1 protein-coding gene (cut by a window edge) is annotated in these 18,856 nt (G+C 72.4%); it reads left to right on the top strand.

Annotation, left to right across the window (positions count from 1 at the left end):
- Positions 1-18,856 carry the end of a lonely Cys domain-containing protein gene (locus ACH4U7_RS16465; RefSeq protein ID WP_398528598.1) on the top strand. The gene continues 23,843 nt to the left of window position 1, outside the view, so the window shows 18,856 of its 42,699 coding nt (coding positions 23,844-42,699); its start codon lies beyond the left edge, outside the window; it ends in the stop codon at positions 18,854-18,856.

Raw genomic sequence — 18,856 nt, 5'->3', positions numbered from 1 at the left:
CAGGACCGCGTGGGACCCGTCGAGGGTCCCGGCGCTGTGGCAGGTGACGGCCAAGGCCATCGCCCAGGGCGCGGATGCGTTGAACTCGGATGTGCTGGCCGCGTACCACCTCGAGGAGAGCGGCGCGTTCCACAAGTCCAGGCTGCTGAGGAGCAGTGATCCCGGCACGGCCGGCGAGTCCCTGCGGGGCCTCAACTGGAGTGGCAGGCCGGCACCGAACGGCATCGAGTGGGACCGCGTGCACGAGGTGACCACCGCATCCGACGGAACGACCACCGCCAAGCCGTACCAGCCGACGTGGCGGGCGCGGCAGCCGGACATGCCGATCCTGTTGTTGACCGATACGGACCAGGCCGGGAACCTGGTGCTGCACCTGCCCAAGCTCCGCGCCGTACCGGTGTCCCAGGGGGAGTTCCTGGCCCTGACCGACCTCATGGCGCGGTTCCACAGGATCCCCCTGAAGGTTCCGGCGGTCTTCCTCATGTCCGGTCCCGGAGCCGGACGGCAGCGCGCGGTGTCGCAGGCGTACTCCAACCGCACCGGGCGGGTCGGCTACTCCTACACCGCGCCCCACGAGGTGGCCGGGACCGACGACCCGTCGGCCCCGCTGCGCATCGTGACGCACCGCAGTGACAACGCCGGAAAACGGGGCAGGTGGGACCGGACCGAATGGGAGGCGCCGAGCGACTCCGCCGGGCAGCCGGACGCTCCGGCGACCGGCCAGGCATCCTCCGCGCGGTCCGGCCCTCCCACGGTCGAGGAACCCGCGGCGGCTCCGCTGCTGTCACCGCGGATCCGGCATGCCTCCGGCGTCGGGACGTTCCACTTCGCGCCCGGCACTCCTCTCACCGTCGGCCAGGACGGCGCCGGTTCCGGGGAGCGGGACGAGCGATCCGGTATCGCCTACCCGGCCCCCGTCCAGATCAATGTCACCCCCGTGTCCGCGGCCGACCCGGAGAACACCCCCGAGGCAGGTACCGAGAACGCTTCCGAGGGTGGTCCGGGCTGGTCGGTGTCGTCCTGGCGCCCGGTCGGATCACCGGGCATGGTGCGGTTCGCGAGCCTGTACCGGGACCGTGAGTGGCGTCGGCGCAGCGTGGCCCTGGAGTTCGCGCTCGCCGGGGTGGTGAGCGGAGTCGGCGCGATCACCGAGTCCGCCCGCGACGCCACGTTCCGCATGTACGAGCGACTCGCCGCCCGCCACGGCGAGGCCGCGGCGGCGCGTGCCTTCTTCCCCCATGACGCCGTTCCGGCCGACCCCGCGGCCGCGCTGGAGCGGCTGCGTACCCTGCCCCCGGGGCCGCTCACGCTCGATGAGCTGATGACCGCGCTCACCCACGCGGCGTACGCCGGTCCGGGACTGCCGTCCGAACTCGCCGAGGTGCTGTCCCGGCCGGTCGGCCGCCGTGCGCGCTACGCGCCGGGGAGCGCCTACCGTGCCGTGCACGACAGCCGCGGTTTCCGCCGGGTGGGCGGTGAGCGTGGCCCCGCGCTGCGACTGCTGGGCGCCTACGCCGCGCTCGGCGCGTCTCGCGCGGAGCTGCTCGCGTTCCGCAGCGTGCTCATGGCCTGGATGATTCCGGCCGATCTGCAGTCGCTGCACGAGATCTTCCGCGCCTCCCACCTGATCGGCATGGGTGATGCGGAGGAACGGAGCGTCACCATGCGTGATGCCGCGGGGCTCCACAACTGGGCGGCGGAGGCAGCCAAGGGGGCCGGTTTCCGGCGCCTCGGCCCCGACGATGCTCTCTTCGACCAGCTGACCCCGCCTCATCGCGCGCTGTACGACGAGCGGATGAGGTACGACCGGCGGTCCACTCCGAGCGCGCTGGACGTCCCGGACGACCTCGAGTCCATGGTGGACTCCGCGCTCGCCGGTCTCCTGCCGTCCGTCACCCGCAGGAGCGCCGTGCTCCAGCGCTGGCTGCGCCACTACGGCCCCAGGGGCAGGCAGGCTCTGGACCGGCTGGCCCCCGCCCACATGACGGCCCTGCACCTCTACAGCGGCCCCGATTACCGGCTGATGAAGGCGTTCCTCAACGGTGAGCGACTCGGCTCGGGGATGGGCCGTCGCATGGTGCGCCTCAGCGTCTGGTCGGTGACCCGGAGGGCGGCGGCGGTCGACGAAGCCGATTTCCTTCCGATGATGCTGCGGAAGCAGCCCAATCTTGAGGACCTGTTCGACGAGATGAGGGCCGTGCCGGACCTCGGGGCGTCGAGCCCCCAGGTGTCCCGGCTGCGGACGCGGCTCAACGCGATGGCCGACCGGCTGTACGCCGAGATGCCGCTGCACATCGACATGGCGATCGAGGCGCTGGAGATACTGCCTCCGGTGAACGGCGATGTCTGGTGGGGCGACCGCGGCGTGCCGGGTTCGCTGGACGAGCCGCCGGTGGACGGCCCGGTGTACGGCCGGGACACGATCACGATGCCGTTCTTCCGCAGCACATCGCTGCTCCATGGTCAGGCACATGGGTTCATGACCCGGAGCAAGAGGGCGCCCGAGGGCTCGCACCCTGGTCTGGTGCACGTTCCGGGGTCGACGGCGCGGGAGATCAGCCCGTTCGTGGTCTTCCTGTCGGAGACCGAGGCCGTGTATCCGCCGGGTGCGACCTTCGACATCACCCGCCGGAGCGTCATCGGAGCGCCCGCCGACAGGCAGCGGTACGAGGCCATGGTCGCCGAGGAGGTCACTGCGCCCATGGGCGACGCCTCCGACCGCTCCATTCCATCGGTCCGTGAACTCGGCGCGCTGATGGACCTGTTCCACATCGGCCGGGCGGCCGACACCGCTGAGGAGGCGGAGCGGCCCGCGCCGGTGCTGCGGGAGATTCGTGCGGAGGACGGCCGGGTCATCGGTGTGGCGTCGTTCGACGACGCGGATTGGGCGGTGCGGCGGAATCGCTATGCGCGCTTGGACCGGGCGACGGACTATGTGTCGTGGGAGCGTGACGCTGAGGGGCGTCCGGTGGCGACGCACCGGGCGTTGCCGGGTGGCGGGGCTGCCGGGGGGACGTTCTTCTTCGCTTCGCATGGTGGGGCCGAGGGGCTGGCACTCGCCGAGGAAGGTGGCGGCGTCCGGCGGGACGACGGGTCGTATACGGGGCGGCTGCTCAAGTGGGTACGGGGCCGTGGCTTCCGTAGCGTGACGGTGGTGGCGTGTGGTCCTGGCGATGTGCCCGGGAGCGTGGAGGAGGCCAGGGCGCGGGCTCAGCGGTTCGCGGACGCGGCGGGCCTGCCGGTTCATCTGGAGGTGGGCCGTTCCGCGGTGTCCGGCGGTGGGCAGGTGCATCTGCTGGAGGATGCCGAAAAGCGGGCCACGGGGTGGGTGACGGCGTATCCGGCCGGTTGGCCGGTTCCGGCAGCGGCTTCGGCCCCGGCCCCGGACACCGGCACTCCCGGGACCACCGCCACGTACCCGGCTCCCGCCCAGGTCAACGCCACACCCGTGTCCGCGGCCGACCCGCAGAGCGCTGCCTCCGACGACGGTCCGGGCTGGTCGGTGTCGTCCTGGAGGCCGGCCGGATCGCCGGGCAGGGTGCGGTTCGCGCGGCTGTACCGGGACCGTGAGTGGCGTCGTCGCAGCGTGGCCATGGAGTTCGTCTTCGCGGGGTACATGGGCCAGATCGGCGCGTTCACCGAGATCGCTCGTGATGCCGTGTTCCGCATGTACCACGAGCTCGCCGCGCGCCACGGCGAGGCCGCGGCGCAGCGCGCCTTCTTCCCGTCGGCCGCGGCGTCGGCGAACCCCGCGGCGGCGCTGGAGCGGCTGCGCACGCTGCCGCCGGGGCCGCTCGCGCTGGATGAGCTGATGGCCGCGCTCACCCACGCGTCGTACGCCGGTCCGGGGCTGCCGCGCGAACTCGCCGAGGCGTTGTCCCGTCCGGTGGGCCGCCGGGCGCGGTACGCCCCGGGCAGTGCGTACCGTGAGGTGCACGACAGCCGTGGTTTGCGCCGGGTGGGCGGTGAGGGTGGTCCCGCGCTGCGGCTGTTGCAGACCTTTGCCGCGCTCGGTGCGTCCCCTGCCCAACTGCTCGCGTTCCGCGGCGCGCTCATCGGCTGGTTGATCCCGGCCGATGTGCAGTCGCTGCACGAGATCCTGCGTGCCTCCCACCTGCTCGGCCTGGGGAACGCCGAAGAACGCGGCGCCGTGCTGCGCGACGGCGCCGGGCTCCACAACTGGGTGGCGGACTCGGCACGGAGCGCAGGTTTCCACAGGTTCGATCCTCACGGTCATCTGATCCCGCCGCATCGCCGGCTGTACGGCGAGCGGATGACGTACAGCGCGGACATCACCCCCAGTGAGCTGGATCTCCCGGGCGATCTCGTGAGGCTGACCGGCGCCGCGCTCACCGGGAATCTGCCGTCCGGCACCCGAAGGGAGCGGGCACTCCACGACTGGCTCCGCGAGTACGGTGACGCGGGCATGCAGGCTCTGGCGCGCCTGGCACCGGCCCACCTGACGGCCATACACCTGTACAGCGGGCCTGACTACCGGCTGGTGAAGGCGTACCTCAACGGTGAGCGTCTCGGCTCGGGGATGGGCCGTCGTCTGCTGCGCTCCAGCGTCTGGTCGTTGACCCGGCAAGCGGTGGAGATGGACGCGCCCGCCTTTCTGCCGATGATGCTCCGCAACCATCCCGACCTCGATGAGCTCTTCGACGACATGCGGGCCGAATCGGACCTGGATGAGCCGGGCTCCGAGGTGGCCGAGCTGCGGGAGCGCTCGGACGCGATGGCCGACTGGCTGTACGACCAGCTGCCGCTGCACGTCGACATGATGATCGAGGGGCTGGAGATCCTTCCGCCCGTGGGGCGTGACGTCTGGTGGGGCGACCGCGGGGTGCCGGGTCCGCTGGGCGGGCCGCCGGTGGACGGGCCGGTGTACGGCCGGGACACGATCACGATGCCGTTCCCCCGCAGCACATCGCTGGTACGCGCGCGGGCACATGAGTTCATGACGTGGAGCAAGCGCCCGCCCCAGGGTTCGCACCCCGCTCTGGTGCGTGTTCCGAACTCGACGGCGCGGGTGATCACTCCCTTCGTGGCCTCCCTGTCGGAGGCGGAGGCCACGTATCCGCCGGGTGCGTTCTTCCATCTCACCCGCCGGGGCGTCGTTCCCGGCGACGAGCGGACGATCCCGCACGAGTCCATGACCGTCCAGGAGGCCACGCCGCCCGGGGACCACGCGTCCGACGGCTCCGCTCCACCGCTTCTTCAACTCGACCTGCCGCACGACCTGTTCCGTGTCGGACCGACGGCCGGCACCGCCGAGGGCCGGCAGCAACCCGCGCCGGTGTTGCGACCGATTCAGGGGGAGGACGGCGAGCTCATCGGCGTGGCGTCGTTCGACGACGCGGACTGGGCGGTGCGCCGGGAGGAGCACACCCGGTTGGGCCGTGCGACGGGGTTCGTGTCGTGGGAGCGTGACGGCCAGGGCCGACCGGTGGCGACCTACCAGGCGTTGCCGGGTGGCGGCAGGGCCGGGGGGACGTTCTTCTTCGCGTCGCACGGTGGGCCCGAGGGGCTGGCGCTGGTCACCCAGGATGGCGGTGTCCGGCGTGATGACGGTTCGTACGCGGGGCGGTTGCTGCGGTCGGCGCGGGGCCGTGGGTTCCGCAGCGTGACAGTGCTCGCGTGTGGTCCCGGCGATGTGGCGGGGAGCGAGACGGAGGCCAGGGCACGGGCCAAGCGGATGGCGAACCAGGCGGGGCTGCCGGTTCATCTGGGCGGGGGCCGCGCCGCGGTGTCCGAAGGGCTGCCGCATCTGCTGGAGGACGCCGAGGGGCGGGCCACGGGGTGGGTGACGGAGTATCCGGACGGCTGGTCGGGCCCCGAGGTGCCGGCCCCGGGCGTGGGAACCGGGAATCGCGTCACGGTCGGCTATCCGGCCCGCGAACAGTTCAACGTCACGGGCAGCGTGCGGGACGCCACCCCGGAGGAAATCGAGCGCATCGACGCCGCTGGGGGAGCGGCCTGGGCGGTGTCTGCCTGGCAGCCGGCCGGCGCCCCGGGCACGGCGCGGTTCACGGGCTTCTACCGGGACCGTGAGTGGCGGCAGCGCAGCGCCGACTGGGAGGACACCCTCGCCGAGGCGCTGAGCGACAACCCCGAACTCGCCGAGGTGGTCGGGCTGGCGGTGCGCGGCGTGTTCGAGAAGCTCGCCGGGAGCAACGGAGAAGAGCGGGCGCTGCGCGCCTTCTTCGCCCCGGACGCGATGCCGGAGGACCCGGCTGCCGAGTTGGAACGGCTGCTCGGCGCGCCCCCGGGGCCGGAGGCGCTGGACGGGCTGATGAGGGCTCTCCTCCACGCCGCGTACGCCGGTCCGGGGATGCCCTCCCAGGTCGAGCGGGCGCTGGCCGCGCTCGGCCGCGGATCCCGGCTCCACCCGGCGGACAGCGCCTACCGCGCCGTGCACGACAGCCGTGGTTTCCGCCGGGTGGGTGGCGAGCGCGGCCCCGCGCTGCGACTGCTGCGGATGTTCGCCGCGCTCGGCCTGCCGCCGTCCACTCTGCCGGTGTTCCGCACCGCTTTGACCGCCTGGATGATTCCGGCCGATCTGCAATCGCTGCACGAGATCCTGCGCGCCTCCCACCTGATCGGCATGGGCGACCCGGACGAGCGGGCCGCCACGGGCCGCGACGGCGCCGGTCTGCACAACTGGGCGCGGGACCACATCGCGGAGGGCGGACTGCTCCGGCTCGCCCCCGCCGACCGCCGGCTCTCCGCTCTGATTCCGCCGCACCAGGCCGTGTACGAGGGCCGTATGACGTTCCCGGCGGTGCTCACCAATACGGTGGATGTGCCTGATGCCCTGGTCACCATGGTCGATGCCGCGCTCGCCGGCACACTGCCGCCCGCGACCACCGAGAGGCTCGCAGCCATGTCCAAGTGGCTGGACCGTTACGGAAGCCGCGGCATCGAGGCGCTCAAGCGGCTCGCCCCCGCCCACATCACGGCCCTGTACCTCTACAGCGGTCCCGACTACCGGCTGATGAAGGCGCTGCTCAACGGTGAGCGGTTCGGCCCGGGCATGGGCCGTCACCTGGTGCGCTTCACCACATGGAGGCTGGTGCGCGACGCGGTACTGATGGAAGATGCCGACGAGCTTCCGCTCGTACTGCTCAGTCATCCTTCTTTGCTGGAGGTGTTCGACGAGCTGAGTGAGCTGGCGGACCTGGAGACACCGAGCCCGGAGCTGTCCCGTCCCCGGCGCCGGCTGGACGCCATCGCCGCCCGGCTCTACGACGAGCTGAAGCTGCACGTGGACATGGCGATCGAGGCGCTGGAGATCCTGCCGCCGGTCGGGCGGAACGTCTGGTGGGGCGACCGGGGGGCGCCGGGGCCGTTGGACCGGCCCTCGGTGAGCGGCCCGGTCTACGGCGCCGAGACGATCGAGGTGCCGTACTTCCGCAGCACCTCGCTTCGGGTCGAGGCGGCACGGGACTTCGCACTGGACAACAGGTCGGTTCCCGAGCATTCGCACCGCAAGATGGTCGAGGTCAGGAACTCCACGGCTCGGGAAGGCGCCCCCTTCTTCGCGTATCCGATGGAGCACGAGGCGCTGTATCCGCCGGGCATGAGGTTCGACATCATCAGTCGACGGCGGGTCGACAGGGACAGGACGGGCCGCTCGTACGAGAGCCAGACGGTCGAGGAGGCCACTCCGCTGCCGGACGGCCGCTCCGCGGCCTCACGGGTCCACCCCCTTCCCGAGGTGTCGAGCGAAGGCGGTGCCGTCGCGGACGACCTCTTCGACCTCGGTTCCTCCGACGCCGAGATGTCCGACATCGACATGGACTCCGACATGGACTCCGACATGGACTCCGACGCGGACGGTGACACGGACGCCGGCACGCCTGTGCTGCGGGAGATTCGTGGGGCGGACGGCCGGGTCATCGGTGTGGCGTCGTTCGATGACGCGGACTGGGCGGTACGCCGGGATGCGTACGCGCGGTTGGACGGCGCGACGGGTTTTGTGTCGTGGGAGCGTGACGCGGAGGGGCGTCCGGTGGCGACGCACCGGGCGTTGCCGGGTGGCGGGGCTGCCGGGGGGACGTTCTTCTTCGCGTCGCATGGTGGGGCCGAGGGGCTGGCCCTCGCCGAGGAGGGTGGCGGCGTCCGGCGGGATGACGGGTCGTACGCGGGGCGGTTGCTGGAGAGTGTGCGGGGCCGTGGCTTCCGTAGCGTGACGATGCTGGCGTGTGGTCCCGGCGATGTGCCCGGGAGCGTGGAGGAGGCCAGGGCGCGGGCGCAGCGGTTGGCGGACGCGGTGGGCCTGCCGGTTCATCTGGAGGTGGGCCGTGCCGCGGTGACCGGCGGGCGCGATGGTGGTACGGCGCTGATCCACGCGCTGGAGGATGCCGAGGGGCGGGCCACGGGGTGGGTGACGGCGTATCCGGCCGGTCGGCCGGCCACCGACGCACCGGCCTCGGACACCGGACGTCCGATCGCGGCCGACTACCCGGCCTCCGGACTGATCAACGCCGACAGCGACATGGACCTCGATTCCCACTCCGGCGAGGCATCCGAGTCCGACGAGGCATCCGAGTCCGGCAACGAGTTCGACGGCGACCTCGACTCGCTCATGCAGATCCCGTCCTGGCGGGTCACCGGCGCGCCTGACACTCCTCGTTTCACCGGGTACTACGGGAACGCCAACTGGCGCCAGAAAAGCCTCGACTTCGAGTTCGCGCTGGCCCAGCTCCTGGCCACGCACCCGGATATGGTCACCACGGTGCGCCAGATACTCGGCCGCGCGTACCAGTTCCTCGCCCAGCGGTACGGGGAGGCGGCGGCCACCCAGGCGCTCTTCCCGCCGCACGACCCGATGTGGGCGGCACCGGGCGGCCCCCTCGCCCAGCTCCTGGGACCGGGCGCCACGGCCACCCTGTCCCAGCTGATGTCGGCGTACGCCAACGCGGTCTTCGCCAACGCCGGCAGCCCCGCGACCATCAGCCGCGCCCTGCCCGGCAGGATTCGTTACGCCGGACAGCCCGTGCCGACGCTGAACCCCGCGGACCAGGCGAGTTGGCAGCGGCACGACGCCCGAGGCTTCCGACAGGTGGGAGGTGTGAACGGGCCCGCGCTGTGGCTGCTTCAGGGCGCCCATGAGCTCGGAGCCACCCCTGCCGAGCTGAGCACCTTCCGCGCGGCGCTGATCGCCTGGACGGTCCCGGCGGGTCTACAGTCCCTCCACGAGGTCCTGCGATCCTCGCACCTGATCGGTATGGGCGGGGCGGAGGAGCGCCTCGCGACGGCCCGGGACGCCGCCCGTACGCACGGTTGGGTCAGGGACCACCTCGTCCCCTGGCAGCTCATCCCGCAGAACCCCCAGGGCATCGCTCTCATCAATCGTCTGCGCGCACCCCACGTGGCGCTGTACAGCGAAGGCGTGCGCTATCCCCGCGAGGCGATCGGTACACTCGCCGTCCCGGATGACCTGCTGGCGATGGTCGACGCCCTTCTCTCCCCCGGCCCTTCGACGTTCCCCGACGAGGAACGCATGAACGTGGCACGAGAGTGGCTGGCACGGTACGGCGAGGAGGGCCGGGCCGCGCTGCGGAGGATGGCCCCGAGCCATATCACCGCCCTGTACATCTACAGCATGTCCGACTACCGGCTCATGAAAGCGCTCCTGAACGGTGAGCGGTTCGGACGGCACGCGAGCCGGTGGCTGCTGCGCTCCGTCGCCTGGACGCTGGTCAGGCGCGGTGTCTATAACGCGGGGGAATGGGAGAACTTTGTTCCCTTGACACTGCGGACCCAGCCGGGTTTCGGGGAGGTGATGCAGGGGTTGCTGGACCTGTCCGATCTGGAACCCAGCCCCGAGGTGTCGCGGCTGCGCCGTAGGCTCGACGCGATCACCGATGGGCTCCACGGCCAGCTGAAGGTGCACATCGAGATGGCCGTCGAAGCCCTGGAACTGCTCCCCCCGGTGCGGCGTACCGTCTGGTGGGGCGACCGGGGCGTGCCCGGGTCACTGGCCCGACCGGCGACCAACTCTCCCTTGTACCAAGGACCGTTCATCTCGGTGCCGTTCTTCCGCAGCACCTCCATGGATGAAAGCGAAGCCATGGACTTCGCACTGTCCAAGAGGCTCACGCCGTCGAACACCCACCGTGCGGTGTTCGAGGTTTCCGACTCCACGGGCAAAGAGATCGCCATGTTCTCCGCCTACGCCGCCGAGTCGGAGGCCCTCTATCCGCCCGGTACCTTCTTCCTCACCCAAAACCGGACCATTCGCACACGCGTCAATAGGTCGGAGCGCCAGAAGTACGCGTACTCCGTGGTCAAGGAGAGCAGCGGCCACTGGTCGGCGCCGCCGAGGCCCGCGGCCGACCCGGTCGACGGCGACGAGCAGATCCTCCGCTCCTTCTACGCGGATCCGCGCTGGTGGAAGCTGAGTGGGGAGTACGAAAAGGCCCTGGGCGAGGTGCTTGCCCACGACCCCGCCGTGCTGGACGCGGCGCGCGCGGCTGTCCGCATCCTTTACACCTATCTGTCGCACCACCTCGGCGCCCGCGCGGCGGCGTCCGCCTTCTTCCCGGAGATGTCCGAGGCGGACGACGCGCAGGCGCAGATCGACCTCCTGCTCGACGAGGACGCGGCGACGAACGTGCGCACGCTCGTGCTCGCGCTCGTCGACGCCGGGTACGCGCCCTCGGACGAAGGGAGTTACTCGCTCAACCGGCTGTGGAGGACCCGCCCCGAGCTGAACGTCCAAAACCAGCTCACCATGGTCAAGGACGCGCACCCGCACAAGCGCTCGGACCACTGGTACAAGGACCGGCACGACCGGCTGGGCCACGGAGTCGGCGACGGCTACGCGGAAGGGACGCAATGGCTGCTCCACGCGTTCCGGAACCTGCCGGGCACCGACCCCGCCCTGCTGCTGGGGCTGCGCAACGCCCTGCTGGCGGCCCGTCTGATGTACGGCGAGCACTCGCTGGCCGAGATGCTGGAGGCCGCCCAGTCGGCCGGGGTGCGCGACGAGGCCGAGCCCGCGCCGGGGGACGTCGAGGCGGCCCGGCTGTACGCCTGGGCCGACGCCGTCTTCGCACCCCGGAAGCGCCTCGACTCCGAGCCCGAACTGCGCCAGGAGCTCGCCGACGACAGCACCCTGCGCGAGCGGCTGCGCCTGCCCCACCAGCGGATGTACCAGCAGCGCACCGCCTGGCTCGCGCCCTGGATCACCGGCAACGCGGCCGAGCCCGCCGCCATCACCGAGCTCGCCGGTCTGGAGGGGAGCACCTGGAGGCCTGAGGACCTGCGGACGCTGCCGTGGCCCACGGGCGAGGCGGCCCGGGAGCGGCGCCAGGCGCTGCGCGCCTGGCTGCTGCGGCATGAGAGCCAGGCGCTGCTGCGCAATGTCACCGCGGCGCACGTCCCCGCGCTCTATCTGATCAGCGGCCCCGACGGCGCGCTGACCGACCCACGGTTCACCGCGGGCCCCGAGTCACTGGACCGGCTGCGCCAGGCCGTGGGCACGATGGTCCATCAGCGCGTCGCCCACGGTGCTCCGGAGCAGGCGTTCCCGCTGACGCTGCTGCGCGACCCGCGCTTGCGGGCCCTGGTGCGGCAGGCCAGGAGTGTGCCGCCGCTGGTCCCGAACCGGGCTGCCGCACTGGCCCGGATCGGTCAGCGGGCCGCGGCGCGCGCCGTCGAGCTGGCGGCCGGGATGCGCGGGGAGCTGGCCGTGCTGCGGCGCATGGCGCGCGAAGCCCTGCACCTGCTGCCGACGGTGGACGCGCCGGTGTACTGGTCCGCCTGGGAACCCGGGACCCTGGAGGAGGCCCAGGGGACGGGCATGGCGGGAGTCGCCCTCACCAAGCCCCCCTTCCACTTCGCCTCGGCCTCGCGGAGCGTCGGGCTGCGCATGGTGTCGGGCCGCCCGCCGCAGGGGGAGAGCCACCCGGTCCTGTACGAGGTGCGCCGGTCCTCCGCGCGGGACATCGCGCCGTTCAGCCGGACGCCTGAGGCGCGACAGGCGATGTTCCCGGAGGAGACCCGGTTCGAGGAGGTGTCCCGCGAGGTCCGCTACGACGCCTCGCTGGGCCGTAGCCACGTGCACGTGATCCTTCGTGAGGTGCCGGCGTCGTCCCTGCCCGCGCCCGAGCCGTGGGACCGGGAGATCCTCACCCGTCCCGTCATCGCTCCCGACGGCACCTGGTCCGGCGTCACCAGCTACACGGCGCAGGAGTGGTCGGAGCGTCACCACGCGATCGCCAACCTGCCCGTCCTCACCTACTTCAAGTACTACGACACCGAGGCCGAGGAGTGGGAGGACGACCGCTTCCCCGTGCCCTGGAGCCGAGGCTCCCTGTTCTTCGCCGCGCCCAGCGACGGGCGGCTGGTCCAGGTGGGCTCCCGCTACGGATCCAAGCTCGCCACCGCCGGACAGGTCGGCAACTTCCTGCGAGAGCTGCTGCGCGACTCCGCCGCCGGGGAGAACGCCGCGCTCGTCGTCTTCGGCTCGCCCGCCGGGGCCGGGCCGCTGGCCCAGCGGATGGCCGACCGCTCGGGGCACGATGTCGTCGGCTCCACGGCTCCCAGCGACACCTACGACCGGGGCGAGCGCGCGAACCCGCGCCACGGACTGGAACTCGAACACGATCCGGGGCAGCCCGCCCCCCGGTGGCTGATCCGCACCCCGCGCGCCGAGGACGGCACCGAGGACGAGGCGCCGCGCGATCCGTCTCGGCACGCCGACCGTTTCGCCGCGGTGTACGCCGACCCGCTCTGGGCGGAGGCCGCCCGCGACTGGGAGCGGGCGCTGGGCCGCGCCCTGGCCGGGGATCCGCGGGTCATCGCCGCCGCCCGCGCGGCGGTGCGGGCCGCCCACCGGTTTGTCATCGGCCGGTTCGGCGAGGCGGAGGCCGCGTCGATGTTCTTCCCCACCTCCGACGAAGACGCAGGCGTGGACCTCGACGCCGCCCTGCGGCGGCTGCTGGACCCCGACGGCGGCGCCGGGCTGCCGGAGCTGATGGACGCCTACGCGAGGGGTACGGGGCTCGCCGTCTGGTTCAAGGCCCCGGCGCCGCTGGACCGCGAGGGCAACTGGTACCGGGAGTTCCACCGCGACCGGGGCTTCCCCGTGGGCCATGGCCCCGCCGACGTCGCCCGCGACGCGCTGTCGCGGTACTCGCGGCTGTCCGGCGTGCGACGGGAAGATGTCATGGCCTTCCGGGAGGCCGTCATCGGCTGGCAGCTGTCCATGGGCCGCCACTCCCTGATCGAGGTCCTTCTCGCCTCCCACACTCTCGGCCTCGGGGACACCACCGAGCGTGCCGCGGCCCTCGGTGACGCGGCCCACCTCCACCAATGGGCCGACGATGCCCTGACCCCTCGTTCCCGCCCCGGCGCCGAAGAGCTCGCCGACAACCTGCGGTTGCCGCACCGGCGCCTGTACGGCACCGGAGTCGGCCGGCTTCCCGCGGAGGCCACCGGAGCCGGCACGGCGCCCGACGGTCTCATCCACGCCGTACGACGCGGTGAGCGGCTGCTCTCCGGGGAGTTCGACCCCGAAGGGCTGCTGGGACGCGAGGAGGCGCTGCTCGACTGGCAGCGGCGCCACGGCGGTTCGCCCCTCGACGGCCTGGACCGCGCCCACATCACCGCCCTCCACCTCCTGGGCGGTCCGGACGCCGCACTTCTGGGCAGGCCCAACCCGGTGGCGTCGGCCCAGTCCGTCGCCACCGACGAACTCCGCAGCGGCCGCCTCGCCTTCCCCGTCGTGCTGATGAACGACCCCGGCTTCCGCGGCCTCGCCGCACAGGCCAAGGCGATTCCCGAGTCCGCTCCCGACCGCTCCGAGCGGCTGGCCGCGCTGGTCCCCGCCATAAGGCAGCGGATCGGCGAACTGGCCGCCCGTATCCAGGCGGACGTGCCCCAGCACACCGCCTTCGGCTCCGAGGCGCTCGACCGGCTGCCTCCGGTGAACGCCCCTGCGTGGTGGACGGCCTGGCTGCCCGGCGACCTCCCCTCCGGCCCCGACGGCACCGAACTGCCCGGGTCGCTGGACGGGGTCTCCACCTCCCCGTTCCACGTGGCGCGGCGCACGGAGGACACCGCGCTGGACAAACTGTGGTCCGGCGGCGATCCGCCGGCGGGCGGGCACCCGGTGGTCTTCGAGGTGGAACGCTCCTCGGGCCGCGATGTCTCGGTCTTCGCCGCGGACCCGGAGGACGAGCCGGTGGTCTATCCCGACCCGGCCGACTTCACGGTGCTCCGCCGCTCGATCCGTACGGATCCGGAGACGGGCCGCCGCTACGAACACGTCCTGCTCGCCGAGACCGCCGCCACCAGCCGGGCGCTCGCCGCCCCGCCGACGCCCTCCGAAGCCCTGGCCCCGGCCTACCCGGAGCCCGACTTCTGGAACGCGCCCTGGGAGGGGCACCAGACCGCCCGGTCCCTGGACGGGATCGTGGTCCAGGAGATCCGGGCGGACGGGCGGACGGTCGGCAAGGCGTCGTTCTCACGGCGCGACTGGGCGCTGCGCGAGCGTCCCTACGGCCATCTGCCCGAGGCCACTCACTACACGGAGTGGAGCCGTGGCCCCGGCGGCGAACGGGTCGCCCGGCGCCGCCCGCTGCCCGCCACGGGCCGTACCGGCACGTTCTTCTGGACATCCCATGGCAAGGACGGCGGCTACGCCCTCGTCCGTCAGGACGACATGCCCGTCGGCGCCGACGACGAGATGGTGGGGCGGCTCCTCGGCGGGGACCTGGCCGCGGCCGGCTTCACCAGCGTCACGGTGCTCGCGTGTGACCCCGGCGCCGTACCCGGCGCCGACACCCTGGCGCGGGCCGTCGACCGGGCGCGGGGCATCGCGGACGCCACCGGCCTGGACGTGTACCTCAACACCGGCGGGATGGCGGTCACCCCCGGCCAGGACGAGGACGGCGGCGCCACGGCCGACATCCACCTCCTGGAGTCCGCTGACGGCAGCCCGACGACATGGCTGCGCATCCCCCCGCGAGGCCGTGCCGGAGCCGGCTCGCTCCCCGGCCTCCCGGAGCCCCCACCGTCCGCCGGCACGGAACCCGGCCCGCCCGCGGGCGGGCGCAATCCCTGGTCCGTGCCCGGATGGCGGGTCGCCGGGCTGCCCGAAACGGTGCGGTTCGCGTCGTACTACGGGCAGCGCGAATGGCGCAACCTCAGCGCGCGGTTCGAGTACACCCTCGCCGAGGGGTTGGCCACCCACCTCGGGACCGTTCAAGCCGTCGCGACGGCCGTCGTCCGGCTGCACCAGTTCCTGGCACAGCGGCACGGCCCGGCCGCCGCGGACCGGGCGTTCCTCCACGGGCCGGGGGCCGAGCCCTGGCTCCGGGGGCCCGACGCGGTACGCCGGTTCCTGGACAGCCGGCCGCCCCTGGTCAGCCTGATGTCCGTGTTCGCCAACGCGGCGTACGCCGTCGAAGGGCCCACCTCCCTGCTCCACACCCTGCCCGGGTGGCTCCAGTCGCCGCGGGCGCCGCGGCCCCGGGGCCCCCGGCAGGGCGCGTACCGTACGGCACACGACCCGCGCGGGTTCCGGTACGTCGGAGGGACGGCGGGCCCGGCTCTGTGGCTGCTCCAGGCCTACCGGGCGATCGGAGCGAGCGGAACAGAGCTGCTCGCCTTCCGTAACGGGCTGGTGGCCTGGTCCATCCTGAGCGACAGTCACTCCCTGCACGAGGTGTTGCGCGCCTCGCACCGGCTCGGCATGGGCGACGAAGCGGAGCGCACCGTGGTCGGCCGGGACGGAGTACGTCTCCACCGGTGGGCCCAGCGTGCCTTCTCCCTCGGGGTACCGCTGCCGCACCACCAGATGTACAACAGCCGGGCGCGCTTCGTTTCCGCGTACGGCGTCTCTGTGCCCGAGGACATCCGTAAGGCGCTGGACGCCGCGATGGCCGGGCGGCGGATGGACACCGAGGACAACCGGGTCGAGGTCGCCGAGGGGTGGCTGGAGCGGTTCGGCGAGGCGGGCCGGGAGGCCGTCCGGGCCCTGGCCCCCGGGCACCTGACCGCGCTGTACCTCTACACCGGCGACGATCACACGCTGTTCAAGACCTATGTCGCGGGAAGCCGCTTCGGTGAGGCGGTCGGCCGCTGGATGATCAGGAGGCTGGTGTGGAAGTACGCACGGGAGATCGGCTTCGGTGAGGATTCGGACCTGCCGCAGCTGCTGAAGGACGACCTCGACTTGAGCGAGGCGATCGATGACCTGGTCGACCTGGGGCCGGACGCGGACGGGCCGGCCGTCGCGGAGGTGCGGCGCCGGGTGAACCAGGTCGCCGACCGGCTGTACGCCGATCTGGCCGCGCACATCGACATGGCGGTGGAGGCGCTGGAGATACTGCCGCCCCTGAACGGACCGGTGTGGTGGGGCGGCTGGGCCTCGGGCCGCCTGGCGGACACCCCGGACGATTCGCCGCTCATCACGGCGGACACCATGTTCATCCCGCGATTCCGCAGCACCACCGAATACCAGTTCACGGCCATGGAGTACATGCGGGACGACGAGGAGAACGTGGAGGACCGGCACCCGATGCTGGCGCACGTCCCCCACTCGACGGGCCGGCTGGTCACCCCCTTCTCCCCGTGGATCGACGAGGACGAGGTGCTCTACGCACCGGGCTCCGCCGTGCACATCGAGGCGCGCGGCATCGCCACCGACCCCGAGACCGGGCGGGAATACGCCGACTACACCCTGCGGGAGATGCCCCCCTACCCGCCCACGGCCTACCGCAACGCCGACGACGAACCGTCGCCGCGGATCGTGGAGCTTGGCGACGACGAGGACACGGACGAGGCGGAGACAGCCGGGGAGGACACCGCCCTCGGCACCCGCGAGCCGGCGCCGCGCGGCGCCTACCGGCGCACCGGGCCGTACGCCGCCGAACTCGACGGCACCGTCTTCGCGCTGCACGAGTCGCCCGGGGAGGGCGACCGGCTGGCCGACACCCTCCTGTTCGCCCTCCGGTACGCGGCACCCGACGCGCTTCAGGACGCGGGAATCGACACGTCCGACGACTTCCGCGAGTGGCTGGAGCGGAACGTCACCGACGACGACCTGTCGCAGGAGACGCCGCTTCCGCTGGACGCGGGCCGGATGATCCCGCTGAAACTGCTGGACGAGATCGGTGCGGAGATCAAGACCCCCCAGCGCACGGAGGGGGTCCTCCTCGGCGATCAGCTTCCGGCATCGGGCGTCGACCTGAGCCCGGCCAAGCGTTTCCGGCTGCTGCTGCGGGACCCCTCGTACGGAGGTGAGAACGGCCCGGGAGCGCTGGCGGACGTGGTTCCGGCGATGGCCACCCGCGCGCTCGGCGTCGAGCTGGCCATGGTGGGCCCGGACGGGCAGGTGACGTTCCACGGCGGCACCTCGGACGACGACACCGCCGCGGACGCACCGCCCGCCCTTCTCGTCCGCGACGGCGACCGCTACCTCGCCGGACTTCCGGACGGGCCGGGCGACGTGGGGAACACCGCCGACCAGGACCAGGACCAGGACCAGGACCAGGACCCGGACCAGGACACGGCGCGGCTGCGCCGGGTGGCGCAGGCCGTGTCCGCCGCGCCCGACTCCGTGCGCCATCGGTTGCGGGACATGACCTCGACCCAGGCCCGGGACGGCTCGCGGCGGGCACCGGACTGGATCCGGGCCCGCATCCGTTACCTCGAGGAGGCCGAGCGCTTCGAGCGGAGGCTCGGCCTGTACCTCGGCGACCACGAGGCGGCCAACGCGCAGCTCGGCGTGATGGTCCGCGAGCTGTGGGACCGGGCCGTGGCGGCAGGCCGCTGGCGCGAACTCGGCTCGGACGACCCCACGATCGACGGCGTGGTGGGCACCGACCGGGACCGGCTCGAGGCGGTGGTCGAGTCCGGCAACCTGCGGGAACGGCTGGGCATGCTGTATGTCGCCCAGGAGACGACCTCCGACCTGCTCGGCACCCCCCTGCCCTCCGCGTCGCAGATCGGAGACGAATACGTCCACCGGCTGCCCTCGGCGGCGATGACGGCATTCAAGGAACTGCAGGAGCGGTCGGACGTCCTGCCGTCCGAACAACGCGCCCGGCTGGCCGAGATGGAGCGGACGCTTCGGGCACCGGTGCGTCGGGATGAGGTCCGGCCCCCGCTCAGCGACGCCGAGCGCGCGATGATGCCGGACGAGGGCATTGCGTGGATCCCCGGCATGAGCCGCTGGGACATCGCCATGGGCAGCCCTCCTCAGAGCACCGCCGAGGAGAAGGGCGGCTTGGCGCGGGCGAGCATATCCGGCACGGCCTACCGGCAGATGCGGCAGGCCGTGGCGATGCGGGACCGATGGGGTCTGGACATCGACCTGGGGCTGCTACGGCTCACGCTGATGGCCGAGATGCTGCCGGTCGGCCACCACTCCCTGCACGAGATCATGCGGGGGTCGCAGCTTGTCCTCGACCAGCTGCGGGAGGACGGCACCCCGGAGTCGCCGGACCTCGACTACATCGACAACTGGGGCCGCTACTGGCGCATCGCCCCGCTGACCGAGGCGGAGCTGCGCACATACGTGGCCACGGACGGCAAGTTCCCGGACGAGCACGCCCTGGAGGCCACGGCCTGGCCGACCGGCATCGGGCCGGACGGTGCCTCGGACGAGCAGGCCGACCCGGAGGTGGCGGCGTGGCTCGCGGCCCACCGTGACACCCTGGAGGACGTCCAGGACCTCCTGGTGGCGCTGGGGCCCGACGCCGTACTCGACGCCGACGGCGGCTCCCCCACCCCCGAACTGCTGGAGCGCCTGATCGACGACTGGTTCCGCGCCCGGGGTCTGGAGCCGACCGGCTCTCTGGACGAGAAGCTCCGTCAGATCCTGAATGCCCGCGCCTAA

The sequence above is a fragment of the Streptomyces sp. NPDC020845 genome (genome assembly GCF_044334165.1).
GTDB lineage: Bacteria > Actinomycetota > Actinomycetes > Streptomycetales > Streptomycetaceae > Streptomyces.
The sequence above is the reverse complement of the archived record's forward strand: the minus strand, read 5'-3'. Positions and strand labels throughout refer to the sequence as shown.